The 22,612-nt window shown below is 32.2% G+C and carries 18 protein-coding genes; 11 read left to right on the top strand and 7 right to left on the bottom strand.

All coding sequences use genetic code 11. The features are described 5' to 3' along the window. Positions 1–41 precede the first annotated feature (41 nt). Genes ACWJKE_RS05950 through ACWJKE_RS05940 form a run of 3 tightly spaced genes read left to right on the top strand, consistent with a single transcriptional unit; the run spans position 42 to position 3,875 of the window. Positions 42–1,418: a sucrose-specific PTS transporter subunit IIBC gene (locus ACWJKE_RS05950; RefSeq protein ID WP_253198238.1), complete on the top strand. Its 1,377-nt coding sequence runs from the start codon at positions 42–44 to the stop codon at positions 1,416–1,418. 36 nt (positions 1,419–1,454) lie between these two features. Further along, the gene (locus ACWJKE_RS05945; RefSeq protein ID WP_462959247.1) at positions 1,455–2,423 is read left to right on the top strand and encodes a carbohydrate kinase family protein; all 969 of its coding nucleotides are present in this window, start codon (positions 1,455–1,457) and stop codon (positions 2,421–2,423) included. A 6-nt stretch (positions 2,424–2,429) separates the two neighbouring features. After that, a complete protein-coding gene (locus ACWJKE_RS05940; protein ID WP_462959246.1) occupies positions 2,430–3,875 on the top strand; it encodes a glycoside hydrolase family 32 protein in 1,446 nt (481 codons plus the stop codon). 256 nt (positions 3,876–4,131) lie between these two features. Here the strand turns inward: ACWJKE_RS05940 and ACWJKE_RS05935 are convergent, their stop codons facing one another. Next, complete coding sequence (locus ACWJKE_RS05935; protein ID WP_258280706.1) at positions 4,132–4,992, bottom strand: mechanosensitive ion channel family protein; 861 nt, start codon at positions 4,990–4,992, stop codon at positions 4,132–4,134. A gap of 288 nt (positions 4,993–5,280) precedes the next feature. Between ACWJKE_RS05935 and putP the strand changes: the two genes are divergently transcribed. Beyond that, entirely contained in the window at positions 5,281–6,756 is a 1,476-nt protein-coding gene (gene putP / locus ACWJKE_RS05930) for a sodium/proline symporter PutP (RefSeq protein ID WP_462959245.1), read from the top strand. 52 nt (positions 6,757–6,808) lie between these two features. Here the strand turns inward: putP and ACWJKE_RS05925 are convergent, their stop codons facing one another. After that, a complete protein-coding gene (locus ACWJKE_RS05925) occupies positions 6,809–8,551 on the bottom strand; it encodes an oleate hydratase (RefSeq protein WP_258280705.1) in 1,743 nt (580 codons plus the stop codon). A gap of 258 nt (positions 8,552–8,809) precedes the next feature. On the opposite strand from ACWJKE_RS05925, the gene ACWJKE_RS05920 reads away from it, so the two are divergent. Further along, a complete protein-coding gene (locus ACWJKE_RS05920) occupies positions 8,810–8,968 on the top strand; it encodes a hypothetical protein (protein ID WP_216303751.1) in 159 nt (52 codons plus the stop codon). 249 nt (positions 8,969–9,217) lie between these two features. Continuing rightward, a complete protein-coding gene (locus ACWJKE_RS05915; protein WP_462959244.1) occupies positions 9,218–10,762 on the top strand; it encodes a M4 family metallopeptidase in 1,545 nt (514 codons plus the stop codon). 95 nt (positions 10,763–10,857) lie between these two features. On the opposite strand, the gene ACWJKE_RS05910 is transcribed toward ACWJKE_RS05915, so the two are convergent. The 3 genes from ACWJKE_RS05910 to ACWJKE_RS05900 all read right to left on the bottom strand — a co-directional run bounded on the left by ACWJKE_RS05910 (position 10,858) and on the right by ACWJKE_RS05900 (position 12,987). Continuing rightward, on the bottom strand, positions 10,858–11,679 hold the full coding sequence (locus ACWJKE_RS05910) for an endonuclease I family protein (RefSeq protein WP_462953965.1): 822 nt from the start codon (positions 11,677–11,679) through the stop codon (positions 10,858–10,860). Positions 11,680–12,067: 388 nt separating this feature from the next. Further along, positions 12,068–12,559, bottom strand: a complete 492-nt coding sequence (locus tag ACWJKE_RS05905) for a hypothetical protein (protein ID WP_462959243.1) — start codon at positions 12,557–12,559, stop codon at positions 12,068–12,070. 29 nt (positions 12,560–12,588) lie between these two features. Beyond that, the gene (locus ACWJKE_RS05900; protein ID WP_224578878.1) at positions 12,589–12,987 is read right to left on the bottom strand and encodes a hypothetical protein; all 399 of its coding nucleotides are present in this window, start codon (positions 12,985–12,987) and stop codon (positions 12,589–12,591) included. A 252-nt stretch (positions 12,988–13,239) separates the two neighbouring features. On the opposite strand from ACWJKE_RS05900, the gene ACWJKE_RS05895 reads away from it, so the two are divergent. Further along, positions 13,240–14,706, top strand: coding sequence for an amino acid permease (locus ACWJKE_RS05895; RefSeq protein ID WP_220286946.1), 1,467 nt, complete (start codon positions 13,240–13,242; stop codon positions 14,704–14,706). A 448-nt stretch (positions 14,707–15,154) separates the two neighbouring features. Then, positions 15,155–16,402, top strand: coding sequence for a branched-chain amino acid transport system II carrier protein (brnQ, locus tag ACWJKE_RS05890; RefSeq protein WP_216303747.1), 1,248 nt, complete (start codon positions 15,155–15,157; stop codon positions 16,400–16,402). A gap of 56 nt (positions 16,403–16,458) precedes the next feature. Here the strand turns inward: brnQ and ACWJKE_RS05885 are convergent, their stop codons facing one another. Together ACWJKE_RS05885 and ACWJKE_RS05880 are read right to left on the bottom strand one after the other, a co-directional pair. Next, positions 16,459–17,280 (bottom strand): response regulator transcription factor, encoded by an 822-nt coding sequence (locus ACWJKE_RS05885; protein WP_216303746.1) that lies wholly within the window; start codon positions 17,278–17,280, stop codon positions 16,459–16,461. Between the two features lie 17 nt (positions 17,281–17,297). Beyond that, positions 17,298–19,043: a cache domain-containing sensor histidine kinase gene (locus ACWJKE_RS05880; protein ID WP_462959242.1), complete on the bottom strand. Its 1,746-nt coding sequence runs from the start codon at positions 19,041–19,043 to the stop codon at positions 17,298–17,300. 376 nt (positions 19,044–19,419) lie between these two features. Here ACWJKE_RS05880 and ACWJKE_RS05875 point away from each other — a divergent pair, with 376 nt between their 5' ends. The 3 genes from ACWJKE_RS05875 (at position 19,420) to ACWJKE_RS05865 (ending at position 22,584) form a co-directional block, all read left to right on the top strand. Continuing rightward, positions 19,420–20,685 carry an ABC transporter substrate-binding protein gene (locus ACWJKE_RS05875; RefSeq protein WP_216303744.1) on the top strand — a complete coding sequence of 422 codons (1,266 nt, stop codon included), beginning with the start codon at positions 19,420–19,422 and terminating at the stop codon, positions 20,683–20,685. Between the two features lie 124 nt (positions 20,686–20,809). Continuing rightward, complete coding sequence (locus ACWJKE_RS05870) at positions 20,810–21,679, top strand: carbohydrate ABC transporter permease (RefSeq protein ID WP_216303743.1); 870 nt, start codon at positions 20,810–20,812, stop codon at positions 21,677–21,679. 23 nt (positions 21,680–21,702) lie between these two features. Then, the gene (locus ACWJKE_RS05865; protein WP_165412270.1) at positions 21,703–22,584 is read left to right on the top strand and encodes a carbohydrate ABC transporter permease; all 882 of its coding nucleotides are present in this window, start codon (positions 21,703–21,705) and stop codon (positions 22,582–22,584) included. Positions 22,585–22,612 lie beyond the last annotated feature (28 nt).

Here is a 22,612-nt window from a genome sequence, read left to right as displayed (position 1 = left end):
ATTATCATTAAACAATTTATAATTATAAAGGGGGAAGTATTATGAGTAAGGATATGTTATTCAAGAAAACTTCTAGTGAAATATTAGAACTTATAGGTGGAAGGGGAAATATAGACAGTGCAGCGCACTGTGCAACTCGTTTACGGTTGGTTCTAAAAGATGAAAGTCTTATAAAAAAAGATAAAATTGAAAATTTAGAGTTAGTGAAAGGGAGCTTTTTAAATGGGGGACAATACCAAATAATATTAGGTCAGGGTATTGTAAATAAAGTCTATGAACAGTTTGCTTTAGAAGCAAATATAGATGAAGTTAGTACTTCAGATGTAAAAAGAGATGCTATGAAAAAGCTAAACCCAATTCAAAAGATAGCAAGGGTATTATCAAATATATTTGTTCCTATAATTCCTGCAATTGTAGCATCGGGACTATTAATGGGAACATTAGGAGCACTAAAGGCTTTTGGTCTTGAGTCATTGTCCGGGACTTGGTGGTGGTTAATGCTAGATTGGTTTAGTTCATCAGCATTTATATTCCTCCCAATATTGGTAGCATTTAGTTCAGCAAAAGAATTTGGAACTAATTCATATTTAGCGGCTGTTATTGGGGGAATAATGATTCATCCTGAACTTCAAAATGCGTGGACAATAGGTGGCGGGTATAAGTCTATGCGAATATTAGGTGGGATAATAGATATGCCACTAGTAGGATATCAAGGAACTGTCATACCAATTTTACTTGTAATTTGGATTATGAGTCTTATAGAAAAAAGAATTAGAAAAATTGTTCCAGAAGTACTAGATATATTTTTAACCCCATTTTTAACTGTTTTAATAACAGGATTTTTAGCATTATCTATAGTTGGACCTTTTGCAATGGTTATAGGGAAAGGAATAAGCATGTTCTTAACTGTTGCAATTGGTAAATTCGGGTTATTAGCTGGAGTATTATTTGGTGGAACTTATTCAATTATAGTTATGACTGGAATTCACCATAGCTTCCATGCTATTGAACTTTCATTATTAGCCGATACAGGAGCTAATACATTACTTCCTATATGGGCAATGGCAAACTTTTCACAAGGTGGTGCTGCACTAGCTGTATACTTTAAAACAAAGAATGCAAAAACAAAAGCTATAGCATTACCATCTGCTTTAAGTGCTTTTCTTGGAATAACAGAAGCTGCAATATTCGGTGTTAATTTAAAGTTTAGAAAACCATTTTTAGCCGCACTTGCAGGTGGAGCTGTTGCAGGCGCTTATGTAGTATTAACAAAGGTAGCTATGAATGCTATAGGATTAACTGCAATTCCAGGACTTACTATAGTAAAACCTGATTCAATGGTTAATTATATAATTGGATTAATCATAGCATTAGTTGTTTCATTTGGTACAACGTATGTTTTAGGTATAGAAGAATAATAATAAATAAGATATTAAATAAGGAGTTGCTAAATAGTGAAAAAGGTTATTTGTATAGGCGAAGCTTTAATAGATTTTATTCCGTGTGAAAAAGGGATAGCCCTAAAAGAAGTTAATAGCTTTTTAAGAGTTCCAGGAGGAGCCCCCTTAAATGTTGCAGCTACAGTCGCTAAACTTGGTGGTAGGAGCAAAATACTTACAAAACTAGGGAATGATGCATTTGCAGATGTAATAGTAGATGCTGTAAAACCATTAGGAGTAGATGTATCAAGTGTTTTAAGAACCAATTTAGCTAAAACAGCACTAGCCTTTGTTTCGCTAAACGAAAATGGGGAAAGAGATTTTTCATTTTATAGAAATCCAAGTGCGGATATGTTGCTAGATGAAAAAGAAATAAAAGACATCGATTTTGGGGAAGGAGAAATACTTCATTTTTGCTCCGTTAGTTTAATAGATGCTCCAATCCAAAAGGCTCATAGAAAAGCTATAGAATATTGTAGCGAAAAAAACGGAATTATAAGCTTTGATCCTAATATAAGGTTACCTTTATGGAATAGTGAAGATGAGTGTAGGCAAGCAATATTGGAGTTTTTGCCAGAGGCTCACATATTGAAAATAAGTGATGAGGAACTCCAATTTATAACAGGAATTCAAGATGAAGAGACTGCACTAAGTAGTCTATTTAAAGGTAATGTAGCTATTGTTATTTATACTAAAGGTAGCAGTGGTGCAGAGTTTATTGTAAAAAATAAAAAAGTGTTTTCAAAGGGATTTACTATAAAAGTTGAGGATACTACAGGAGCGGGAGATTCTTTTATAGGCGCATTTTTATATCAAATAGCAAGCATGGATTTATCATTAAAGGATATTTTGGGCTTAGATGAAGACATAATTAAAGAAATGTTAAACTTTTCAAATGCAACAGCAGCCTTCGTAGTTTCTAAAAGAGGGGCTATTGATGCATTGCCTAAAAAAGAACAAGTATATAACATTATGAAGAAGTAGCTAATTATGAAAAGAAAAATTGAATTATTAAATGAAGAAATAGTTGTAGCAATAAATAATGTTAAAGACATAGTAAATGGAGATAAATGGGCATTAAAATATCACATTATGCCTAAAATAGGATGGTTAAATGATCCTAATGGATTGTGCTATTTTAAAGGTGAATATCATGTGTTTTATCAATACTCACCACTCGATGCTAGAGGTGGATTAAAATTTTGGGCACATTATAAATCAAAGAATCTCTTGAGGTGGGATGATTTAGGAATAGCCTTATATCCAGACAGTGAATTTGATCGTGATGGAGTTTATTCGGGATCAGCCTTAGTAGAAGGAGACGAATTATATCTATTTTATACTGGTAATGTAAAAGAAGAAGGTAACCACGATTATGTACTTACTGGTAGGCAGCAAAATGTGATTTGTGTAAAGAGTCTTGACGGAATTAATTTTGGCGAAAAGAAAGTAGTATTAACAAACAAGGATTTTCCTGAAAATTTTACGTTACATGTTAGAGACCCTAAGGTTTGGAAGGAATACAATAATTATTATATGGTATTAGGTGCAAGAGGAAAAGATAATAAAGGTTACGTGCTTTTATATAAATCTAAAGATTTAGTGGATTGGAATCTTCAAAGCACACCAGCGGGAGGATTAGAAGGATTAGGGTACATGTGGGAATGCCCAGATTTTTTCACACTTGAGGAGAAAGATGTTTTGATCATATCACCACAAGGAATTTCTGTAAAAGGGTATTTATATAACAATATATATCAAAGTGGATATGCATTGGGAAGCTTTACTGAAAATAAGAAGAATTTTAATTATGAACAATTTATAGAATTAGATAGAGGGTTTGATTTTTATGCCCCTCAAACTTTTAAGGATAATAAAGGTAGGCGCATAATGATAGCGTGGATGGGGCTTACTGATGTAACTCAGTATAGTAATCCTACTATAAAAAACTTTTGGCAACATGCTTTAACTATGCCTAGAGAGCTTTTTATAGTGAATGAAAAACTTATACAGAGGCCTATTAAAGAAATGGAAGAACTGCGAAAAAATCATATAGCTTTTAAAACCAGCATTAACGGAGAAAAAGTATTTAAAGAATTGAAGGGAGAGATTTTAGAACTAAAACTAGATGTAGAGAAGCTTTCTGGCGATTTTCAATTAATTATGAGAAATGACTGCAAAGTGATATTCAATGAGGATGAACAAATCTTTGAGCTTTCTTTAGGGCAGAGTGGATACGGTAGAGTGAATAGGATAGTCAAATTAGAAAAATTAGAATCAATATGGATATTTTCAGATACATCTTCTATAGAAATATTTATAAATGGGGGACAAGAGGTGTTTACCACAAGATTTTATCAATGCGAGGAAGATGAAGGAGTAAAAGTAACCTGTAATGGAATTGTGTCTATAAATAAATGGGATATTAGGACTTGATTGGGAATGTGTTTATAATAAGCATGAAAAGAAAATAAGTTACTACTTAGGCATAACATATAGTAAATGCCTGAGTAGTAACAATTATAAATACCCCTTATTATAGAGAAGATCTATATATATTTAGTACATTTTGTGCGCCAAGTGGCTTGAAATTTCCAAGTTTTCCTCGTGCAGTAGCTTGCTTGGCCATTTTTTTAATTTCTATTCACCAATTCCACTTAATGTAGAAGTTATCCCTAATTTACCCGCTTAATTATAATAATTCAATATCATCATGTTTAGAAAATTCATCTAAGATATCCTCTACTAGGGCATGTTGTAAGTTTCTATAATTTCTCGCCTTGCAAATAAGCCTTAAGTTTAAACAAACTTTTGCGGGTTTCATAGAAGTATATACTGTATGAGAAAGGTTCTCGTAATAAATAGGAAGAGTTTTTGAGGCTATATTTAGTGAATCTTTTGCTTCTTGCTCAATATCTCCTACTTTATCATTAGCAATAGATAGTAATATGCTTTTAGCTTTTTTCCAATTACTTTTAAGTGTAAGGCTTATTTCAAGTTCATTCCAAGTAAAAGGGAATGAGTTAGATTCATTTATAAGATCTTCAGTGAGAACTTTTATATTTGGTATATGAGTAATTCTTCCAGTGCTTTGCCCGTAGATTTTGTTGTCATTTTCCATAACCTCAATTATGGTAGTATAAAACCAGTCTATAGCTATTACATCACCAAGACTTTCCCCAAGCTTTATTCTATCCCCAAGTTTAAAAGGCTTATGAGTATTAATTATAAGCCAACCTAAAAAACTTGCTACAAGATCACGAAAGGCAAAGGCTAGTCCAGCTGAGAAAAATCCTAAAAATGTGAGTATATACTTAGACTCATACATCCATATTGGTATAATCACTACAGCAGTTAAGATATTTATTGATAGCGAGGATGTTTTTTTATATTTTATTATGTTATTGGAATCAAGATTGGATTTATTAATAAATGAACATATACTTTTTTTTACTAAATAAAATATCATTATTAACATTAAAGTTATAATGATTTTTATCAAAACACCTACGGTTTCAAACTTTAAGCCTAGCTCTAACAAAAATTTAATCACATGATTTCTACTCCTTTATATCAATTTTAACTATATATAGTTAATTACTATAAAGTAAATTGGTGCCTATGTCAATTACAGTGTTAAAAAAGTTGTGAAATTCATTATATAAATTATGAAACGAGATTAAAATGGCAATGGGCTAATAAACATATGTGGTATAATATTGTTTTGTACGCTCAAATATTATCTGTTAAAAACTCATATTTTCAATTGTCTTGTAAAATGCTATACTACAAACTTTATGAAATTGACGAATGACATTATAGTATTGAAAGGAGAATTAATATGGAAATAGAATCAGTTGCTGCTATGGGGGTATATATACTTATTTTACTTTTAATAGGCTATTATTCTTACAGAAAAACAAATGATATTTCAGACTACATGATAGGTGGAAGAGGGCTTGGACCTATGGTAACAGCACTATCTGCTGGTGCAAGCGATATGAGTGGCTGGATGCTAATGGGACTTCCTGGTGCGGTTTATACAAAAGGAATATCTAGCATTTGGCTTGGAATCGGTTTAACAATAGGGGCTTACTTAAATTATCTTCTGCTTGCTCCAAGATTTAGAATTTATACAGAGGTTTCGAATGATTCATTAACTGTTCCAGATTATTTAGAAAACCGCTTCAAAGATAAGTCTAATATGCTTAGACTTGTATCTGGGATAATAATACTTGTGTTCTTTGTGCTATATGTTTCATCTGGAATTGTAGCAGGGGGGAAATTATTTGAAAGTATATTTAACTCTACATATACAGCGGGTGTAGTTGTCACATTATCTGTAGTTGTACTATATACATATTTTGGAGGGTTTTTAGCAGTAAGTCTTACAGACTTTTTCCAAGGATCCCTGATGTTTGTTGTACTAGTTGTAGTGCCAATTGTAGCATATATGAATATAGGAGTAGATGCTGGTACATTTGTTAATAAAATAAAAGTTATTGACCCAGCTTTATTTGATATGTTTAGAGGAACAAGTGTTGCAACTATTATTGGACTTTTGGCATGGGGACTTGGATACTTCGGACAACCACATATTATTGTCCGTTTTATGGCAATTAAATCTGCAGGGGAATTAAAGTCAGCAAGAAGAATAGGGATTACCTGGATGACCATAGGTCTTTTAGGTGCTGTATCAAGTGGACTTATAGGACTTGTATACTTTACAAAAAACAACATCCCGCTTAATGATCCAGAAACAGTTTTCCTTCGTCTTGGAGATGTTTTATTCCATCCATTTATTACGGGTATTATATTAGCAGCAGTGCTATCAGCTATTATGAGTACTATTTCTTCTCAACTATTAGTTTGTTCAAGTTCTATAACAAGGGACTTTTATTTAACATTCTTAAACAAAGAGGCATCAGACAAGCAGCAAATGAAGATAGGGAAAATATCTATACTTATAGTTTCAGCTGTTGCCACATTCTTTGCATATTTGCCAAACAAAACTATTCTTAATATAGTTGGGCAAGCATGGGCTGGTTTTGGTTCATCCTTTGGACCTGTTCTTTTACTAAGTCTTTATTGGAAGAGAATGACTAAATGGGGCGCTCTATCAGGTATGGTTGTAGGAGGCTTAACAGTTATTGTATGGATTGTTTCTGGACTATCTACTTATATGTATGAAATGGTTCCAGGATTTATATTATCGCTCATAGCTGTTATAATTGTTAGCGTTATAACTGAAAAACCGGAAGAGTCTATAAATAAGGAATTTAAAAAAATGGAAGAAATATTAGCAAAGTTTAAGTAAAAATATTGAGTTCTCTTGTATATACATTGAGAGCTCAATATTTTTTTATTTGTTACAGTAAATTTTCGAGTGTAGTATCTTTGAGCAGCTTTTGGATGATTTTTTCTCCCGGAATAGGTCGTCCGCTGTATAGTGTTTTAGCGGCGCTCAATAGCACACGTATATCATATTTTGAGGCATAAATCGGAATTACTTGTTTTTCAAGGTCTAGCAATGCATAAACAGCCATCATCGCCGTACGAACGGAATATTCTATAGTGAATACACAGTCGTCGGCAACTTCAGCAAACTGTCCAAGAAATGCAAGGTTTGTACTGCCTTCAGGGATAACATCAGGACGATCTCCCTTAACACGAGGCATAAACTGACTGGTGACATAAGGCATCATACAAGGAATAACATTTACAGTTTTTAGAATATCGTCAATTTTATCCTTAAGCCCCATGTGATATAATAATTCTGAGACAAGTTCTTCGCCGGTGCAATCACACATTTTTTTCTTGATGTAATCACCGACATTGTCTGGAAATAAGCCATATGCCCATAAAACTAATACATCATCAGGTTGGTTAATAAAGTGAGGCTGCTTAGAGCAGGTCCAGCTCATCAACCAGTTAGAATCCTTTATGGTAACAACACCACCAACGCCAGGATCTCTGTCAGTTAATTTCTTTAGAAATTTGCCCATAAACGGCCCCTTAAAGGTCATTGTAAAGGATTCCCATTTTGTTTTGTCAATGTCATTGCAGAATACCTCTGGGTGACCAAATGAAGGGTCTTTCTTTGCAATGTTCTTCCATAAATTCCAGCAACCGCAGTTTACCTTATCTCTGTTTAAAACAGCAGGTGTATACATACTGCCCAAAGTTGAGTTTTCTGTCATTGAACCATTGGTAACGAAAACGAGGTCGCTTGAAGACACTGCAATTCTTTCAGAATTGCCATTACGAAGTAGATGAATACAGATTACGGTCTTTTGCTCACCAACAGTGCTGATATCCAAGTCGGTAACCTGTGTGTGGAGGTCAAAGTTTACATTTTTGTTCTTGAGCCAGGTAATAAGTGGAAGAATCATCGAATCGTACTGGTTATACTGGGTATGCATAATTCCTTTAAGCTGGTTCATACCAGGGATAAGATGCATAAAGCGCTGCATATAGCGTTTCATCTCCACAACACTGTGCCAGTTTTCAAAAGCAAACATGGAGCGCCAGAAATACCACATGTTTGTTTCAAAATAGGAGGGATCAAAAAATTGTTCAATTGTCGTTACGCCAAGTTGCTCCTCAGTGGCAAGAATAAGTTTTGTAATTTGTTTAATATGAATATCGGATAGGCCTAAAGTTGAAAAATCTGCTTTTTCTCCACAGTTATGAATCAAGCGACAGTGAGATTCATTAGGCTCTGCAACATTAAGTTCACGAAATTCATCTAAAACGGTTCTGCTTGGATTATTCAATGAAGGGATAAAGCTATACAGATCCCAGGAGCATTCATGATGTTCCACAAGTTCTCTACCACCACGGATAATATATCCATGTTCGGCATCTCCTGCACCATCCATAGCACCACCCAAAACGTGAGTTTCCTCCATAATAGTAATGTTTTTACCATCCATATGTCCATCGCGGATCAGATAAGCTGCGGCTGCAAGAGAGGCAATACCTCCACCGATTAAATATGCTTTTTTGTTTTCAATACCATCCTTTTTAAGTGAATTGATTCTTTGATAGTTCCCCATGTTACACCATGCCTTTCTTGATTTTTTTATTGATTTGATTTCTAGCATTATCATAGCCTATAATAAAGATTAATAATATTACCAATAAAGTAAATTTGTGCAATGTTACTACAAAACAGTTAAATTGTGTAACAAATTTATTTGCAAACCTAATAGGGAGATTTTCTTTCTGGAATTTTAAGTATAAAAATAAGGGTATAAAAATACAAGGATTGATAGAAAATAATAAAGATATGTAATTACACTGTATTGAGAACTAAGTCAGGTAAATTAAATAATAAATGTAAATAATAAAGGAGGCACAAATTGTTTATGAATACAATTGATGAAATAAAACTTGAAATATATAAAAATGACATGTTATCTGAATTAGGAGTTGAATTGTATAAATTAAATAATAAAGATATTGAGTGTTTAGACGACGCAATATTATTTAGTAATGAGGGAGATAGACTTAAAAAATTATTATAGAAGAATGTGAGGTCGAGTTCTGCAATGGGAAGTTAAGGCAGAGGCGCTTTGGGCAAAATCATACTAATAAGCAAAAACCAGCAGTGTTTTATTTTGACTGCTGGTTTTTGCTGTTTTATTCAAAAAAATAAAAAAAATGTCATATATTATGTTGCGAAATTAGTTGACTATAAAGAATATTCTCTTTATTATATAAGTAGTTATATACATAAAAACACTGTATATACAAATTATAGAGGGGGAGATTATATGAAAAAAGCAATTTCAATCTTAACTGCAATGGCAATGGTGGTTTTAATTAATCCAGCTAATGCAAATGCATCACAAGGAAAGCCGGCAAATTTTGTAAAGGTACAATCATCAGAAAAATTGTCAAAAGACATGAATGGCGTGCATAAATTCTTTAAGGGAAATAAAACCGTAGTTGAAGATTCAGTGAATAAGTTGGAAGAAGTAAAATCAAATGATGATAAATTGGGTTTTAAACATATCAAAACTCAACAAATGGTAAATGATATTCCGGTTTATGGTAATGAATATATCGTTCATTTTAATCAAAAGGGTGAAGTATATGCTGTAAATGGTAAATATGATGCTAACGCAAAAAATGCAAAAATAAATAAAGAACAGTTAATAGGTGAAAACAAAGCTCTTGAAATTGCAAAAACGCAAGTTAAATTTGATAAGCTTGAGGCGGATCCAACTACTAAACTTTACCTATACAATATAAATGATAAATATGTTCCAGTTTATGTTGTTTCATTAAGCTTTCTATCACCAACACCAGGAAATTGGAAGTTCTTTATAAATGCTGAAAATGGAGATATAGTAAAAAAAGGCAATAAAATATCTAAGGTTGCTGCTACAGGAACAGGTTTAGGTGTACTTAATGATTCTAAATCATTAAATCTTGACAAGGTTAATGTACGTAACAAGGTTCAATATCAATTAAGAGATACAACAAGAGGTAAGGGCATAACTACTACTTCAGCGGCTAATACTACTAACAAAATTGGTTCTATCGTCTATTCAACTACAAACGTAATTAATGATAAAGCTGCTGTAGATGCACATTACTATGCAGGAGTTGTATATGATTATTATAAAACTAAATTCAATAGAAATGGTTTTGATGGAAAAGATATGGAAATTAAATCTACAGTTCACTACGCTAAGAACTATGTTAATGCTTTTTGGAATGGAACTCGAATGATTTATGGAGATGGGGATGGTATTGATTCTATTGAATTATCTGGAGCTTTAGATGTAGTGGGTCACGAAATGACACATGCAGTAGATGAAAAAACAGCAAATCTTGATTATGAATTTCAATCTGGAGCATTAAATGAATCTATGTCAGATGCTTTTGGTGCATTCATCGAAAATTATGGACAAGCTGATAAATTTGACTGGTTAATGGGTGAAGATGTTTGGACACCTAAAGTAGAGGGTGATGCATTAAGAGATATATCCAATCCAACTAAATATGGCGATCCAGATAATATGAGTAAATTTGTAGTTACTCCTAATACGCTAGAGGGAGATTGGGGTGGAGTTCATACAAACAGTGGAATTCCAAACAAAGCTTGTTATCTTATAGCTTCTAATGATAACGTAGGGATAGCTAAAGCAGAACAAATTTATTACAGTGCTTTATCTAATTATTTAATTGCAACTTCTAACTTCCACGATGCAAGACTTGCACTTGTTCAATCCGCAACAGATCTTTACGGTGCAGATGGATCAGAAGTTGCTGCGGTAAATGCAGCTTGGGATGCAGTAGGAGTAAAGTAAAGAATGGACTATTTGATGCTGATTGTGATAATTTAATAGATTAGGATTAAAAAAACTAACTCGAATTTTTATTTTTGAGTTAGTTTTTTTAGTTATTAGTTCCAAATCAAATTTGCCCATTCTGGATGATCTATAAATGGATTTCTGTTGTGTTGATAATTCTTATAGATTACATCATTTCTGTGTCTTTCAAAAGCATCAACTGGATCCTGGGCATTCCATTGTAATAAAACAGATAATTTACCTATATAAGGAGCTGTATTATTATTAGTTAATTCGTTTAGCTCTAAATTCACTTCTCCATGCTCTCCTTCATAGCGGACTGCCATATAAAACAGCATCCTAGCGATATCCCCTTTTACGCTATCTCTTGGTTCAAAGGAATCACTATCAGATTTACATAGAGGTGCTTCAGAGTTAGGTGTACCACCCATATCAAAGTCTAAATTCCCTCTTGCGCTGTTTACAGATACATCGGCTGGTCTAAGGTGATGCAAATCTGTTCCAGCTCCTGCGGTAGTTCCAAAATTACCATGTGATTTTGCAAATACATGTTCTCTATTCCAATTATCTACTCCGCCTCCATTTGTAAGCTCTCCTTGAGAACGTCCGGTATAAAGCAAGATCACGTTATTTGCATTGTTTGGGTCTTCATCTGTATTTCTTAATGCATCCCAAACCTGTTTATAAGAAAGCTTAGTATGATTATCAATGATATCATTTAATGTTGATTTAAGACTTATGCCTGTTTTACCAATTGCAGATGCATAGTAGGTATTATCGTATGGTGAAGTAGTACTTGAAGCTGTAGGTTGCCTAGCTAGATGACCTTGTACTGCTTTTAAGGTGTTGTTTTGTGTAGCTGCAAATGATAAGTTAAATAAAAAAGATGAAAGAACAAAGGATAAAATAAGCACAAAACTAATTACGAAGCTTCCTTTTTTGAAAGTTTTCTTGTTCGAAATTAACGCCCCCTAATAATAATTTAACATAATTAATAAAATGTATAACTTTCCCCATAGCATCTAAACTTAATTCATATAAAATATCTATATGCTTTTAGGTGATAAATTATTTCATTGATTATTAAATAATATAAATAAACACAAAAGGAATGGCTTATTTCCCTTGCAGAGATTGGAATTGATTCAGATAAGCTGTGTTGATAAAAACTATAAAAAATTGCCCGTCACATCACCAATCTTTTAGAGAGAAAGAATGGAAATGAAACGAACAATCTATGTTAATATAGTTATGGGAGCCAAAGTGGATTTTTCAACGACATTAAAAATGCAAAAAACTCATCTAACACATAACAATAATTTTATATGGTGTGGTCTGAGCCGGTATACTCTTTGTGGTAGCACCATAGACAATAATTAGATTTCGATTTGCAGGGCTATTGCTAAATGATTGCCCATTTTCTAAAACTATCTGAGTAGTTGGGGCAATGTTTAATCTTAAATTATTATCACTACTAACCAACTTATCGTTAAAATAGTCTACTTTCACATTTTGATGTTGTGTATCTCTTGCCATAACAATTGCTCTAAATTGTGGCGGAAAAATGAGCAGAACAGGTGCATTTGCATCATAAAAGCCAGTTACCATATCTCCAGGTGTCACCATTACATGGTCTACAAAGTAAGTAGTTGGCGTCACCACGAAATTAACTAAAGCTCCATATCCGTTTTCTACAGACATTAATTTATAACATCCCACGCCTTCTTCATTTGACCCTATCCAAAAGTCATTAATCATGGTAATCATACCATGGAAAGGTTGGAATTTTTCCATCTTTATTCCTCGATTCTTTAATTAATATTTTAAAAACATTGGAAACTATTAATATTTCTCAAATCCATTCCGAAAAATCTCCATCTATTTCTATTCCAGCGGAAACCGGATATAGATCTAGGACCAACAAATGTAAGCCATGCCCAGAAGCCTCTTTCTCTCCTTGGCCATATATATACAAATCTATAGAGGCAAGGTCTAATTGCACCTGGGTCTATAGCTAGAGGGGTAGCACCAAATTGTTGTGATTGAGGCTGCGATGGTGTAAAGTTTGGAGGTGCAGAAGACGGTCCACCCTGAGGCCCTTGTGCGAAGGATGTAAAATCATCCATTTGTCTGTATGGATACATTAAAGGGAAATCTTGAGTTTCTAGTTCATAGTTATACGTTGGATTATAAAATCTAATAGTATCTTCATCAATATACATTTAACTAACTCCTTAAAGTATTTACAATACAGTATATGATTACTTATAGGTTTTGTTATTCTTAATTTTAGGGGCTCGTAGTAGAAAAACGAATTGAGTTAAGTGAATTTAATAATAATATATAAAACAATGTAAAATATTGCAAAAAAGTGTGAATGATGTTAATATGAAAAGGATTTATAGAAAATTTTAGGAAATGAAAGATTTGTAAACGATTCCTAGAATATTAATTAATTGGAGGGGGTTCATAATATGAATGGGACAGGGGTTAAAAAACTTACATGGAAAAATCTAGCGCTGATGGCTTTTGTTATGGTATGGGGATTTGGGAATGTTGTTAATAACTTTGCAAATCAAGGGTTAAAAGTTGTTGGATCATGGATAATTATTATTTCATTATATTTTATACCTTATGCATTAATGGTAGGGGAATTAGGTTCTACATTTAAGGACGGAAAAGCAGGAGTTAGTACATGGATAAAATCTACAATGGGTACAAAATTAGCTTACTTAGCAGGTTGGACTTATTGGGTAGTGCATGTACCATATTTAGCACAAAAACCCCAGTCAATTTTAATAGCATTAGGATGGGTAGTAACACAAAATGGAAAATTCATTAATGGTTTTAGCCCATTAGTGTTACAATCAGTAACATTAGTACTATTTTTATTTTTCCTGTGGTTTGCTTCAAGAGGTGTTAATTCATTGAAAAAAATAGGAACCATAGCAGGAACATCAGTATTTGTAATGTCAATGTTATACATAGTGATGATGATTGCAGCACCTTCAATTACAGGAGTGAAAATTGCAACAGCACACATAACATTAAAATCTTTTATTCCGGACTTTAACTTTGCATACTTTACTACAATATCTATGCTGGTGTTTGCGATAGGTGGCTGTGAAAAAATAGCACCTTATGTTAACGATACAAAAGAGCCATCAAAAAATTTCCCAAAGGGAATGATTGTACTTGCAATAATGGTAGCAATGTCAGCATTATTAGGTTCAGTTGCAATGGGAATGATGTTTGATGGAAATAACATTCCAGTAGATTTAAAAATGAATGGACAGTACTACGCATTTAAAACATTGGGTAATTACTATGGCGTAGGAAATTTATTTTTAATTTTATATGCAATTGCGAATATGCTTGCTCAAATTTCTGCATTAGCGTTCTCCATTGATGCTCCTTTAAAAATATTATTTGCAGAAGGAGATAAAAAATATATTCCTGCTAGTCTAATGAAAACAAATAAATATGGAGCTCCAATTAATGGATACAAAATGACTGCTGTTTTAGTTGGAGTTTTAATAATTGTACCAGCCTTAGGTATTGGAGATATGAATACCCTGTACAACTGGTTATTAGATCTAAATTCAATTGTTATGCCAATAAGATATTTGTGGGTATTCTTAGCATACATGGCTTTAAGAGGCTTTGCTAAAAAGAAATTCTCTTCTGAATATAAATTTATAAAAAATGATAAGATAGCATTCATAATAGGTTCATGGTGTTTTGCATTTACTGCATTTGCATGCATTATGGGAATGTTCCCAAAAGTAAAACCAAGCTCATCAGAGTATACTTTCCAACTTGTGCTTAATTTATTAACACCATTTATACTTTTATGCTTAGGATTAATATTGCCTCTAATTGTAAAAATATCAAATAAACGAATTACCATAAATAAAACAAATATTACAAAAAAATCTTAGAATATATCTTAAAATCTAAGGGGAAATAATAAAAATTGACTTAAGCGGATAAAGCCCTAAATTCCGTGGGCTAAGGCCGTTTAATATTTTTTGTAGTCTAATTCCATTACTAAGGGAAATTGACAGTAAACTGAAAAAATGGTAAGATGGGATATTAATAATAATTTTAGATCTAAAGTTGAAAGGAGAATTGTATAATTTTTTTCGAGTACAGGTAATTGTTTGTATTTAAGGAGAAAGTAATCATTGTAATAGCTGAATTACAATTTACCGACAAGTTCTGTTTCTATTTATATGAATATGAAGTTAATATGTACAAAGTAAATCATCTTTAAAAGAAGTACTGATTTATTTATTATAAAAACTATAAAGATTAATTAAGAGGGAGGTTACATAAATCAAAAATTCAACAAAGCATTCAATAGTTATAGGTTTTGCATTATTTGCAATGTTCTTTGGCGCAGGAAACCTAATTTTTCCACCAACATTAGGAAAAGCAGCAGGGAACTCAGTTTTATTATCAATTATAGGCTTTCTTATTACAGGAGTTTGTCTTCCTCTATGTGCAATAATTGCCTGTGCTAAAATTAATGGTACTTTCGAAAAAATGGCAGATAGGGTAGGTCCAATATTTTCTGTGATAGTCTCTATTGCTTTAATTCTTGTAATAGGACCTTTATTCGCAATTCCAAGAACTGCTGCAACAACTTTTGAACTGGGAATACATCCTTTATTTCCATTAATTGGACAAAACATATCGATTATAGCTTTTTTTGCAATAGTGCTTGCATTTGCGCTTAAACCTTCTTCAATAATTGATAATATAGGTAAAATACTTACACCAGCACTTTTATTAATGTTAACTATAATTATAGTTAAAGGAATAATAGATCCTATTGGGCCAACTGTATCTACATCTTACCAAGGTGGATTTTCAAAAGCTTTAATAGAAGGATATCAAACAATGGATGCTATGACTGGTGTTATATTTTCATCAATAATTCTTGCATCTATTAGGGCAAGAGGTTATGAAAGCTCAAAAGATATAATGAGGATAACTATGAAATCGGCTGTAGTGTCTTTAATCGGTTTATCCTTTGTATATACTGGACTTATGTACCTTGGAACTCAAACGACTACTTTGTTCTCAAAAAGTATATCTAGAACTAGTCTGGTTACAGAAATTGTTAGATTAGACCTAGGTAGTATTGGTAGTGTTATACTTAGTTTATGTGTTACTATTGCATGTTTAACGACTGCTATAGGAATACTTTCAGCTGGATCAAAATTCTTTGCTAAACTTTCTAAGGGGAAATTATCTTATAAAAGTATTGCTATTAGTATGGCTTTAGTAAGTGGAGTAATGGCTACAAAGGATGTTGATAGTTTAATTAAATTGGCAGGTCCAGTTTTACAAATTATATATCCAATTGTAATTGTTCTAATAGTTACTACCTTGCTTGGCGATATAGTGAAAAATAATAAGGTAGTTGCTATAACTACCTACACAGTTTTAATAGTAAGTGTTTTAAATACTATAAATGATTTAACAGCAAATAGCATTGGGTTCTTTAAATATGTTCCTTTATCCAATCTAGGATTTGCATGGATTATACCAGCTATACTTGCTTTTGTAATTTCTAACAATTTAGTGAAATTAAATGAAATTACTAAAAATAGAGGATTAGTGGATTAATCCACTAGAATCTTTTAAGTTATAAAGACTACATAAAAACTGGAAGCTTTTGATTCCTATTCATTATTAAAAATCTTATTTCGATACTCCGTAGGTTTTAAACCAGTATTATTTTTAAAGAGTTTATTGAAATAAGTTACGTCTGTAAAACCTATCATTGCTGAAACCTCATAAATTTTATATTGGGGTTGAAGTAATAGTTTTTTAGCCTCATCAATACGTATTTCACTTAAGATATCAATAAAGTTACTACCAGTCTCTTTTTTTATCAGCTTACTAAGGTACCAGGTACTGATATATAAATAGGCTGATACATCTTTTAAGGTTAAGCCCATAGCTACATTCTCCTTCATAAAAGACAGGGCTTTAACTACAAGAAACTTAGAACTTTTTTCATTAGTATTAAGTGATTTATCTTCCATGATTGTAACGTCATCACTTAAATTGTAATTTTCTTTAACTTTTCTTTTCAAATTCTTGAAGATTTCTTCATTTGATTTTACTTTTTTAAGTTCAATAATAGCTTCTTTAATGGAGAGGATTAATTCCTTAGTATTTGTGGGTTTAAGAAGAAATCTAAAGGCTCCAAGTTTAACAGCTTGTTGGGCATACTCAAAATCTCTAAAGCCAGATAATATTATTATTTTACATTCATGCTTATGTTTTTCTAGTTTAGAGATCATTTCTAAACCATTTAAACCTGGCATCCTAATGTCAGTGAAGACAATGTCAGGTTGCATTGATGAAATCATTTCTAGTCCTTCATCCCCGTCTGAGGCTTCACCTATAACGCTGCACCCTAATGAATTCCAATCAATAACAGTTTTTAGGCCTTCTCTTATGATTTCTTCGTCATCAATTATAAGTACTTTAAACATTTAATATACACTCCCTTTTATATGTCGGCGGGTACTTTAATTGTAACAATCGTACACATACCCTCTTGACTTTCTATTTTTAGTCCGTAATCTTTACCATAAAGTAGTCTAATTCTGCGATGCACATTAATTACGCCTATCTTAGAATTATCCAAGAAATTTTCTGACTCTGGAAATTTATCATCACTCATGTCTTCTATTAGGGCTAGTAATTTGCTTTTTTCAATACCTAACCCGTCATCTGCCACAGTAATAATTAGTTGATTGTTTTCCTTCTTTATTATAATATCTACTGTTCCTCCACCCTTTTTCATTTCAAGTCCATGGTATATTGTGTTTTCAATTATAGGTTGAATTAAAAGCTTAGGAAGCCTGTTATTTAGGGTGTCTTCATCAATATTTAAATTAAATCCTATTTTCTTTCCAAATCGTTTCTGTATTAAGAATTTATAGCTTTGGATATATTCGATTTCTTTATATACAGGAATAAATTTCTCGTTGCTCCTATTTAGGTTTGCTTCTATAATGTACGAAAAAGCAGAAATCATTTCACTGACCTCATCATCACCGTGAATTTTTGCTTTCCAGTTAATGGACTCAAGTGTATTATATAAAAAATGAGGATTAATTTGAGCTTGCAATGCATTAATTTCAGCTTGCTTCATTACAATTTGCTCTTTATATACTGTATCAATTAGGGTCTTTATGTTTTTCGACATTTTATTAAAGGTACGAAATACGAAACCAAATTCATCCTTGCGATCACTTTCTATTATTACACCCATATTACCATTTTCTATTTCCTTCATTCTTTTTATTAATACCTTCAGTGGATGTATCATTGTATTATATAAGTAATTTATAAGTAATAAGCAAATGGGAAGAGTGGCTATACATAGAATTATACTAAATTTGGCTACCTTTCGTATCTCTTTAAACAATACGTTTCCTGAAATTCCAACAACAAGTTTCCATTTGGTTGGTTTAATTGTGTCATATATCATATATAGAGAGTCACTTTTAGTCTTTATCTCTCCTTCACCTTTGTCTAAATTAGAATTAAGAAAAGATTGTATGGATTTATTAGTATTTACATCAAAACTATCATTTATAAATATTAATTGGCCATCGCTACTATAGAGACCCAAAGTTTGCTTTGAGTTAATCATGGTATTGTTAAATATTTCCATAAAACATTGATTATCTATTTTAAGGGCTAAAAGACCCACTACCTTATTCACATTTAATGAATCGTATATGGATTTTGCTAAGTATATACCATCTATTTTCCCGTTTTTACTTGCTACATACCACACTGGAGAGCCTTTTCCTTTTATGGCTATCTCATTTAACTTATCCATATTAGCGTAACAATCCGTAGTAGCAGCAAAGGCTCTATTTGCTTGAAAAACCTTTCCACTATCAGAGTATTTAATGAGAATTTCGTTTAGCTCATATTTAGCGAAAAGTAAAGATTGTAAATACCGTTGAAAACTGTTTTCATATATAAAATCTAAATTATTAGTATTAATTAAAGTGTTTGTATCAATTATTTTACTATCATAAAAAAGCTGTATAGAGTAAAGGTTAAGCTTATCCATTCTGTCTGAAAGCGAATGGGTTAGTTGTTGGGCCGCACTTTGATAGTCCATTATAGCTTTTTCTTTAATCGTTTTTGAATAATTCACATATCCTAAATAGCCAATAATTATTATAGGATAAAGAATGAATAGAATTGCAATAATAATAAGCTTGGATTTCATAGAATGTTTTGTCATAATAAAAGTCCTTTCATAAGCTGATTTTAATTTTAATATGTTTTCTATAAGTATACCTTATATTAGGCTGAATGAATTCCGGAACTAATTATATATTAAAAAGAAATTATCACAAAAAAAGCATTGATTCAAATGTGTAAATTACCATATTTTGGAGACAAGCCAAAATAAACAAATAAATACCAATATGGACTGATTTAAGTTTTTGATATGAATGTTATAATATGATTGTAAGTAAGAAGTATCATGTAAACATTTACTTGCTAATTTGAAAAGATTCAATCAGTATTATTAATAAGCACAAAGCTCATAATTTAATATTTTAATAATATTGTAGAAATAAAAATAGGGGGATATCAAAATGAAGAAATCCAAAAAATTGTTTTGTTTGCTCATGACAACTGCTGTTTTAACTTCAGCTTTAGCTGGATGCGGTAGCAAGAATTCAGCTACAAGTACAACAGTTGCAGAGGAGACGGAAGTAACAATTAGAGTAGAAACAACTTTTACTGGTGCAGACCCATACACCGAAGTATGGCAACAGGCTATAAAAGATTTCCAAGCTAAAAATCCGAAAATTAAAGTTATAGATGAAGCTACTTCTGCTGCAAGTGAGGCTTTTAAAACAAAAATAAATACTGATTTCGCTTCAGGTAATGAACCAGATGTAACATACGGATTTAATAGCGCATCTGGAAAACCGCTTGTTGATTCCGGTAAGGTAATTTCTTGGGAAGATGAATTAGCTAAAGATGCTACTTGGGCTGCAAACTTTAAGAAATCAGGACTAGATGCTGCAAAGTATAATGGTAAGCTTTATGCACTTCCTTACATTGGTTTTTTTGAAGGAGTATGGATAAATACCGATTTATTTAAGAATAACGGACTTGAGATTCCTAAGACTTATGAAGATATTATAAAGGCTATTCCAGTACTTAATGCAAAGAACATAACCCCAATCGCTTGTTCGTTTGCTGAAGAACCACATTATTTAATTGAGACATTATTACTTTCACAAGGTGGAGCTTCCGGTCATAGTAAATTATTTGATGCGAGTTGGGCTCCAGCACTTGCATTAACTAAAGACCTTTATGATAAAAAAGCATTTACAAAAGATGCCTTAACAATTAAACAAGCTGCTTGTTCTCAGGCTTTTGCTGATAAGAAAGCTGCAATGTTTATTTCAGGTTCTTGGGCAGGTGGAGCATTTCAGGGTATGGAAAATGTTAGTGTAATACCGTTCCCACTAGTACCAGGTGCAAAAGCTAATGCTAATGACATCATTGGTGGTACAGGCACAGGTTGGTATGTAACTAAGGCTCTTAATGATAAGAAAAATGGAGCTGGTATTAAATTTGTTAAGTTTATGACAGAGCCAGAACAACTCGCTAAGTTTGCTGAAAAAGGAGGGGTTCCACTTGAAAATGTACCATCTTCAACTACAGGTGGTGCACTAGCAAAAAATATCGGTGACTTTACGACTAAAGCTACTAGCATGACTGGTCCTGCTGGAGATAATATGAATCAGGAAGCCTTTACAGCTATATGGAAAGGTATGCAATATATAGCTTCTGGAAAGAAGACATCACAACAAGTACTCGATGAGGCACAAAAATTAGTAAAATAGTCAAGACTCAGTAGTAATATCTCTAATTAATAATATTTTTAATTAATAATACACAATGATCAATATATAATAAATTCTATTGATCATTGTGTATTTTAAAATAATGTTTCGGGGAGTAATGAATATGATTTTAAAGGATAAAAAATATGCTTTTTTATTTTTAGCGCCAGCCCTTACTTTAATTACGGTTTTTCTATTCAATCCGCTAATCCAAACATTATATTTTAGTTTAACTGATTGGCATTATTTTTCAATGAAAAAGTCTTTTATTGGTTTAGAAAATTATCGGAGACTTCTACATGACCCAGTAGTTGGGATAGCAATTAAAAACACACTATTATTAATAGTATTATGTATTATATTTGAAATTGGATTCGCTCTACTCCTTGCTATGTTAATGGATGGAGTCAAGAGGGGTTTTAAGATTTATAGGACAGTTTTCTTTTTTCCTGTTGTAGTATCAGGTTCCGCAATAGGACTTTTGTTCTCACTTACATATCAGTATGATGCAGGTCTTTTGAATAACATTTTAGGTGTATTTGGTATGTCAAAGACAATATGGCTAACTGAAAAATCTTCAGCATTACTTTCTATGATGCCGTATATTTGGCAAATGACAGGTTTTTATTTTGTAATATTTATGACCGCACTTACAAAAATACCAAGTGATATATATGAATCAGCATCTTTGGATGGTGCAACGGGATTAACCAAATCAATATATATAACACTTCCACTTATAAGGGATGTAATAATTACAACTATTGCTTTGGTAATTACATCAGCTATAAAGGTTTTTGATATTATATTTACAATAACGCAGGGTGGTCCTATGAATTCAAGTCAGGTTTTGAGCACATATATATATCAAACTACATTCCAATCTATGAATCAAGGCTATGGGTCTGCACTATCTATTCTTATGGTTGTTATAGGAATTGGTTTGACTATTATTACTACATTAATATCAAGGAAAGATCCAATAAGTTATTAGTTGTTATGGAGGGGTGTTAGAGTATGTTAAATTCGAAAGTTTCAAAAGATATTTATATAGAAAAAAAGCATATTAATTCAAAAGTTAAGATGTCGAAGATTATTACACATTTTATATTAATAGCATGGGGTATAACAACCATTGCACCAATAGCATGGGTTATTATGAATAGCTTTAAGAGTTCATCTGAAATAATTTCTAGCGCTCTTAGTTTTCCAACTAAATTTAATTTAGATAACTTCAAATCGCTTGGAAAATATTCTCAAATAGACATTCCTAGGGGGTTTTTTAATAGTCTTGTTATTTCTGGTACTGTTGTTGTATTAGTATTAATTCTTGGAGCAATGGCTGCATTTGTACTAGCAAGATTTAAGTTCTTTTTAAATGGACCAATAATGATACTTTTAGTTGCTAGTATGCTTGTTCCACAGTTTGCAGTTATTATTCCTAATATTAAAATATTGCAGTTTTTTCATTTTAATAACACTTATTTAGCTGTAATAGTACCACATACTGCTGGATTTTTAAATTTTGCTATAATTATGATGACAGGATTTATGAAGTCTCTTCCTGTTGAGCTTGAAGAAGCTGCGATAATAGATGGGTGTAGTATACCAAAAATATTTATGAGAATAATAATCCCATTGTCTACTCCAATACTCGCAACCTCAGGTATAATGATTTTTTTATGGTCTTATAATGATTTACTTCTCCCACTTGTATATCTTACAGGGGAATTAAGACCTATAAGTGTGCTTTTAACACAAATTTCAAGCCAGTTTAACACGGATTATGGTGCGATGATGGCAGCGCTCACAATAACAATAATTCCAGTGATAGCACTCTATGTAATTTCTCAAAAATATGTAATTAAGGGTATGATGGCTGGTGCTGTTAAGGGATAAGGAAAATCAACCTAACTGAAAGGATTTG

This window comes from Clostridium sp. CM036, from assembly GCF_055081135.1.
This window is presented reverse-complemented; position numbering and strand designations above follow the sequence as displayed.

Coding starts and splice junctions, on each gene's coding strand:
- ACWJKE_RS05950 (WP_253198238.1), top strand. CDS start 42: ATGAGTAAGGATATGTTATTCAAGAAAACTTCTAGTGAAATATTAGAA.
- ACWJKE_RS05940 (WP_462959246.1), top strand. CDS start 2,430: ATGAAAAGAAAAATTGAATTATTAAATGAAGAAATAGTTGTAGCAATA.
- putP (WP_462959245.1), top strand. CDS start 5,281: ATGGAAATAGAATCAGTTGCTGCTATGGGGGTATATATACTTATTTTA.
- ACWJKE_RS05925 (WP_258280705.1), bottom strand. CDS start 8,551: ATGATAATGCTAGAAATCAAATCAATAAAAAAATCAAGAAAGGCATGG.
- ACWJKE_RS05920 (WP_216303751.1), top strand. CDS start 8,810: ATGAATACAATTGATGAAATAAAACTTGAAATATATAAAAATGACATG.
- ACWJKE_RS05915 (WP_462959244.1), top strand. CDS start 9,218: ATGAAAAAAGCAATTTCAATCTTAACTGCAATGGCAATGGTGGTTTTA.
- ACWJKE_RS05905 (WP_462959243.1), bottom strand. CDS start 12,559: ATGGAAAAATTCCAACCTTTCCATGGTATGATTACCATGATTAATGAC.
- ACWJKE_RS05900 (WP_224578878.1), bottom strand. CDS start 12,987: ATGTATATTGATGAAGATACTATTAGATTTTATAATCCAACGTATAAC.
- ACWJKE_RS05895 (WP_220286946.1), top strand. CDS start 13,240: ATGAATGGGACAGGGGTTAAAAAACTTACATGGAAAAATCTAGCGCTG.
- brnQ (WP_216303747.1), top strand. CDS start 15,155: ATGTTCTTTGGCGCAGGAAACCTAATTTTTCCACCAACATTAGGAAAA.
- ACWJKE_RS05885 (WP_216303746.1), bottom strand. CDS start 17,280: ATGTTTAAAGTACTTATAATTGATGACGAAGAAATCATAAGAGAAGGC.
- ACWJKE_RS05880 (WP_462959242.1), bottom strand. CDS start 19,043: ATGAAATCCAAGCTTATTATTATTGCAATTCTATTCATTCTTTATCCT.
- ACWJKE_RS05875 (WP_216303744.1), top strand. CDS start 19,420: ATGAAGAAATCCAAAAAATTGTTTTGTTTGCTCATGACAACTGCTGTT.
- ACWJKE_RS05870 (WP_216303743.1), top strand. CDS start 20,810: ATGATTTTAAAGGATAAAAAATATGCTTTTTTATTTTTAGCGCCAGCC.
- ACWJKE_RS05865 (WP_165412270.1), top strand. CDS start 21,703: ATGTTAAATTCGAAAGTTTCAAAAGATATTTATATAGAAAAAAAGCAT.